General features: G+C 71.0%; 6 protein-coding genes and 1 pseudogene. 1 reads left to right on the top strand and 6 read right to left on the bottom strand.

Annotated elements, in window-relative coordinates:
* A pseudogene (locus tag ACWF94_RS32540) lies at positions 1–834 on the bottom strand (ATP-dependent helicase); the annotation flags it as partial.
* Between the two features lie 349 nt (positions 835–1,183).
* Positions 1,184–2,095 (bottom strand): slipin family protein, encoded by a 912-nt coding sequence (locus tag ACWF94_RS32535; protein ID WP_453496750.1) that lies wholly within the window; start codon positions 2,093–2,095, stop codon positions 1,184–1,186.
* A gap of 157 nt (positions 2,096–2,252) precedes the next feature.
* Between ACWF94_RS32535 and ACWF94_RS32530 the strand changes: the two genes are divergently transcribed.
* Positions 2,253–2,555 carry a DUF6343 family protein gene (locus ACWF94_RS32530; protein ID WP_453496747.1) on the top strand — a complete coding sequence of 101 codons (303 nt, stop codon included), beginning with the start codon at positions 2,253–2,255 and terminating at the stop codon, positions 2,553–2,555.
* A gap of 12 nt (positions 2,556–2,567) precedes the next feature.
* On the opposite strand, the gene ACWF94_RS32525 is transcribed toward ACWF94_RS32530, so the two are convergent.
* From ACWF94_RS32525 to ACWF94_RS32510, 4 genes are all read right to left on the bottom strand, one after another.
* On the bottom strand, positions 2,568–2,936 hold the full coding sequence (locus ACWF94_RS32525; RefSeq protein WP_453496744.1) for a tetratricopeptide repeat protein: 369 nt from the start codon (positions 2,934–2,936) through the stop codon (positions 2,568–2,570).
* Positions 2,937–3,023: 87 nt separating this feature from the next.
* Positions 3,024–3,392, bottom strand: a complete 369-nt coding sequence (locus ACWF94_RS32520) for a hypothetical protein (protein WP_453496741.1) — start codon at positions 3,390–3,392, stop codon at positions 3,024–3,026.
* 73 nt (positions 3,393–3,465) lie between these two features.
* Positions 3,466–4,071, bottom strand: coding sequence for a dephospho-CoA kinase (gene coaE, locus ACWF94_RS32515; protein ID WP_453496738.1), 606 nt, complete (start codon positions 4,069–4,071; stop codon positions 3,466–3,468).
* 123 nt (positions 4,072–4,194) lie between these two features.
* Entirely contained in the window at positions 4,195–5,133 is a 939-nt protein-coding gene (locus tag ACWF94_RS32510; RefSeq protein WP_453496735.1) for a PAC2 family protein, read from the bottom strand.
* Between the last annotated feature and the right edge of the window lie 175 nt (positions 5,134–5,308).

Here is a 5,308-nt window from a genome sequence, read left to right as displayed (position 1 = left end):
CACCGCGCCCTCTGTGGCGTCGGTGGCGTCAGTGACATCGGCGGCATCGGCGAAATCCGCGCCGCCCGCCGTGTCTTCCGTAGCTGCCGTGTCTCGCGCGTCCGCGATGTCGAAGAGCCGGAACGCGGACAGATCGAGCCGCAGCGAGACCCGCACCCCCGCGTCCATACCCGCGGCGGCCTCGGCCGCCCACTCCCTGGCCCCGGGCAGCCGCTGGGGGGCCGCCGCCGCGAACGGCGCACCCACCGCGTACGCCGCCGCGGGTGTACGCGGCAGGGTGTCGGCCACCGCGTCGAAGAACGCGCGGACCAGTGCTTCCGGCTCGGGCAGCCGCACGGTCCCCGGCCCGGATACCGGCGTGCCGTACGCCTCATGGGGCATCGCGGCGGCGATCGCTCTCAACTGGGCGATGTCCTCGGCGTCCAGGGGCCCGGCACGCCATGCGTCGTGATCGGTCGCGGTCAGCCCGGGCAGCAGTCTGCCGCGCGCCACCAGATGGAGTGCGTGCAGGGCGGCCGCTCCCCAGCAGGCCGCCGCCGGATGGGCGGCGGGATGGCGACGGGCCCGGACGAGCAGCGGAACGGCCTCGGCCACCGGGAGCAGTACGGCGGGGACCGTACGGCTGCGGATGTCACCGCCGGGGGTGCCGTCGCCCGGCCGGCCAGCGGGAGGCGCTTCCCGGACCACGGTGATCTCGTCGGTCGCGTCACGCGGCAGCGCGTCGCCGTCGGGATGCCAGAAGGCGATCCGTCCCTCGCGCGGCAGCGGCGCCGGGAGAAACACCGCGGCACAGATGTGCAGCGAGGGCGGCGGCTGCGCCGTCTCGGCTGTCATGCGGGGCACCTCCCACCCGTCGGTCGTGCGTCGGAGTACCAGATCCACGACTCTACGGGTGGGGTCTGACAATGGCCCCGGCCGACGACGGTCCCCACACGTCCGAGGTCACCCCGCCCCGCCCGCGGGCCCGCTCCACACTCGTACCGGTACCGGTACCGGTACCGGTTACCCGTGCACGGGCGCCGTTGCGCCCTGCGCGCGGTTCACGAGCCGCCCCACCGGCATACGTCTCTCCCGGCGCTGCCGGCGAGACCCACAGCACCTCCTGCTCGGACGGCCGGGCACACCGACCGTCCGAGCAGGCGCAACGCACTCTGTCGGCGTCCATCCGTGCCGGGCCCGTGCCCTACGCCGCGGGCGGAAGCGGCCGTATCTGCTGCGGCTGGTCCGGGGCCACGGTCCCCGCGTCCTCAGGCGGTGCGGGAGTCGCCCCCGCCTCCACCTCCGCCCTGCCCGGCCGCTGGGGCGCGAGGGACTGCTGCCCCGTCCCGCCCGGTGCCTGCTGGGCCCGCTCCAGGAAGCGGAGCAGCTCCACCGGGAACGGCAGCACCAGCGTGGAGTTCTTCTCGGCCGCGACGGCCACCACTGTCTGCAGCAGCCGCAGCTGCAGCGCCGCGGGCTCCTTCGACATCTCGCCGGCCGCCTGGGCGAGCTTCTTGGACGCCTGAAGCTCCGCGTCCGCGTTGATCACCCGGGCCCGGCGCTCCCGGTCCGCCTCCGCCTGCCGGGCCATCGAACGCTTCATGGCCTCCGGCAGTGACACATCCTTGATCTCCACCCGGTCGATCTGCACGCCCCACCCGATCGCCGGGCTGTCGATCATCAGCTCCAGCCCCTGGTTGAGCTTCTCGCGGTTGGACAGCAGATCGTCCAGATCGCTCTTGCCGATGATCGAACGCAACGAAGTCTGTGCCATCTGGGACACCGCGAACCGGTAGTCCTCGACCTCGATGATCGCGTTCGCCGCCTCGACCACCCGGAAGTAGACGACCGCGTCGACGCGGACCGTGACATTGTCCCTGGTGATGCCCTCCTGTGCGGGCACCGGCATGGTCACTATCTGCATATTGACCTTACGGATCCGGTCGACCGCCGGGACGATCATGGTGAATCCGGGGCCCCGTATCCCTCCGTGCAGCCGTCCGAGCCGGAAGACCACACCGCGCTCGTACTGCTTGACCACCTTGGCCGCCGCCACCGTGTACGCCAGGACACCGGACGCAGCCGCCACTCCTGCAACCACCAGCTCTTCGACCATCGGGGCACCCCCTTCTGTCCGAGCCGGATGCCCGATACCACGGTATGCCCGGTATGCCCCATCGGGCCAGGGTCCTCGGTACCCGGGGTCCTCCGTACCCGGCGCCGGGGTGATCCGGGCCCGCCGGGTGCATCCTGGAGTTGGAGATACGACGGCCATGCGCACCGGCAGTGAACCGATCACCGCACGCAGTGCCCTGCGGCTCCGGCTCGGGCTGAGCCTCTGGGGCCTGATGTGGGCTGCCGCGGGGACGGCCGTCTTCGCCCTCTCGGCGCACCCCGGCTGGGCGGTCGCCTGCGGGGTGCTGCTGCTGATCGTGACGGCGGATCTGCTCATGATCCTCCGCCATATCCACCAGGGTCCGCACTATCAGCCCGGACGGGACATTCCGCCGTACGAACCGGTCCACGACGAGCGCCGGCCGCCGCGCCCCCGGGGATCACGGCCGCCCGGTGTATAGAAACCGCTCCCGTCAGGCCCCGGGGTCGAAACGGGCCGCCTTAAGATACTCCGGGTTCGGGTCGAGGGCTGCCGCGAGCCTGAAGTGGCGTTTCGCCTGCTCGGGGCGTCCGGCTCGCTCATAGGTGCGGGCCAGCGCGAAGTGCGCGAACGCGTTGTCCGGTTCGCGCTCAAGGACCAGCTCGAATTCCAGCTCGGCCGGGCGCAGTTGAGCGGCGGCAAAGAAGGCACGGGCCCGCAGCAGGCGCGCGGCCGTGTTCTCCGGGTGGGCCGCGATGACCGAGTCCAGCAGCTTCACGGCGCCGCGCGGGTCCCTCGCGGCGAGAAGCTGCTCGGCCGCGCGGTAGTCGATGACGTGCGTCTCCGGGTTGCTTTTGGGCACGGCTGCATCCTTCCCCTCACTCCACGCTTCCAACACAAGCCCCGGCAACCGTATTCCGGCGGTAAGGAGCCTCCGGCCCACCGGGGCTCACCGGCCGGAGTACGCCAGCCCCAGCCCGATCGACGTCAGAGTCAGCCCCGCGATCACGAACCCCCTGTCGACACCGGTCCGCCGATGGCCGTCGACCACGACCTCGCGTGGATCGCCGGGGTCGTACGAGAGCCGGACGCTGCTTCCCTCGGGAAGCGGCACGGGCGAGCTGACCTCCACGATCTGGCCGTCCCGTGTCTCATACGCCAGCAACGGCCGCCCGGTTCCGGGTGGCGCCGGTTTGACCAGGGCGATCGCAAAGTGGCCCGACCCGGCGATACGGCGGCTCTGGCGCAGGCCGTACGCCCCGGCGAGCGCGGCGATCAGCCCACCCAGTGCGGTGAAGGAGGCGAAGACGATCTGCACCACGTCGATGGTAGTACCGCCGTGGCGGATCCGGCCGCGCTTGACGGATACCTGACGCGAACTCCGTCCTCCGCTACCCTGCGGCGGTCGCCCGCCGGGTCAGCTCCGCCCAGACCGCACGGACCTGCGGTTCCAGGTCGGCCAGAGGGCCGTCGTTGTCGATGATCAGATCGGCGACGGCTCGCCGCTGCTCCCTCGTGGCCTGCGCCGCCATCCGCGCCCGCGCCTCGGACTCGGTCATGCCACGCTGTCCGACCAGCCGCCGCAGCTGGGTCTCCGGCGCCGCGTCCACGACAACGACAAGGTCGTACCGGGAGGCCAGTTCGTTCTCGGCGAGCAGCGGTACGTCGTGGACCACGACGTCGTCCGCGCCGGCCGTCTTCTCCAGTTCGCGCGAGCGCGCCCCGACCAGGGGATGGACGATCGCGTTGAGGGCGGCCAGCCGGTCGGGGTCGGCGAAGACGATGGCGCCGAGCTTCGGCCGGTCCAGACTGCCGTCGGCGGTGAGGACATCGGTTCCGAAGGCTTCGACGACAGCCGCGAGCCCTGGCGTACCGGGCTCCACGACCTCGCGAGCGATCTTGTCGGCGTCGATGAGCACCGCTCCGTACGACTCAAGCAGTCGGGAGACTTCACTCTTGCCGGCGCCGATTCCACCGGTCAGGCCCACGGACAGCATGAGCGGCAGCTTAGCTTCCGGCTCTCACTGCACCACCGCGGCCCCCTTCGCACGCCATACGGGCCCCTCCGTACGCCACTGCGGGCCTCCCGGTCGCCGTCGCGGGGGCCGTGGGTGGATGACCTAGCCGTCGCCCTCCCGCTCCGCGAGAAAGCGCTCGAACTCAAGGCCGATCTCGTCGGCGGACGGCAGGTCCACGGGCTCCGCGACCAGGCTGCCCCGGGTCTCGGCGCCTGCCACCGCGTCGTACTGGTGCTCCAGTCCCTGCACCAGGGCGACCAACTCTTCATCGCCCTCGCCGATCTGGCGCTCGATCTCGTTCTGGGTGCGGTGTGCCTCAGTGCGCAGGGCGTGTGCGACGCCGGGCAGGACGAGTCCGGTCGCGGCCGTGATCGCCTCCAGGGCGGTCAGTGCGGCGTCCGGGTAGGACGAGCGGGCGACATAGTGCGGTACATGCGCCGCGATTCCGAGGACGTCATGGCCCGCTTCCATCAGCCGGTACTCGACCAGGGACTCCGCGCTGCCGGGTACCTGGGCCTCTTCGAAGGGGCTGCGGTGGCCCGGGGTGAGGTCCGTGCGATTGCCGTGCGGGGTGAGACCCACCGGGCGGGTGTGCGGGACGCCCATAGGGATGCCGTGGAAGTTGACCGAGAGCCGTACGCCGAGGCGCTCGACGATCTGTGCGACGGCCACGGAGAACCGCTCCCACTCCACATCCGGCTCAGGACCCGACAGCAGCAGGAACGGGGCACCTGTGGCGTCCTGGACGACGCGCACTTCGATGTCCGGCGTTTCGTACGCCGACCAGCGGTCGCGCTTGAAGGTCAGCAGCGGGCGGCGGGCGCGGTAGTCCACCAGCCTGTCGTGATCGAAACGGGCCACCACCTGGTGGGGCAGCGATTCCAGCAGATTGTCGACAATCTGCTCACCGGTCTCACCCGCGTCGATGTATCCGTCGAAGTGGTACAGCATGACCAGCCCTGCCGACTCCTGCGCGAGCGCCATGTCGACGACCGCGAGGCCCTTCGGCTCCCATTCGTACAAACCCTGCGGATCAAGCACGATTACCGCTCCTCCTCGTGTTCACAGGCAAGAACACGCGGTGCCGCACCGGCATTCCCCACGCGGGCGATGAACACCTTGTGGAGGTAGTGCTGTTCGCCCGGTGGGCCGCCCCTGCCGGCCTGTGTCCACTCCTCCGGACAACGAGTAAGGCCCGCCCCCCAGGGGGGAGCGG

It is taken from the genome of Streptomyces sp. NPDC055078 (genome assembly GCF_053607985.1).
Note: the sequence above shows the minus strand (reverse complement) of the source record. Positions and strands in the feature narration are given on the sequence as shown.

Excerpts from the sequence above, each read along its gene's own strand:
- ACWF94_RS32535 (WP_453496750.1), bottom strand. The coding sequence starts at position 2,095 with ATGGTCGAAGAGCTGGTGGTTGCAGGAGTGGCGGCTGCGTCCGGTGTC.
- ACWF94_RS32530 (WP_453496747.1), top strand. The coding sequence starts at position 2,253 with ATGCGCACCGGCAGTGAACCGATCACCGCACGCAGTGCCCTGCGGCTC.
- coaE (WP_453496738.1), bottom strand. The coding sequence starts at position 4,071 with ATGCTGTCCGTGGGCCTGACCGGTGGAATCGGCGCCGGCAAGAGTGAA.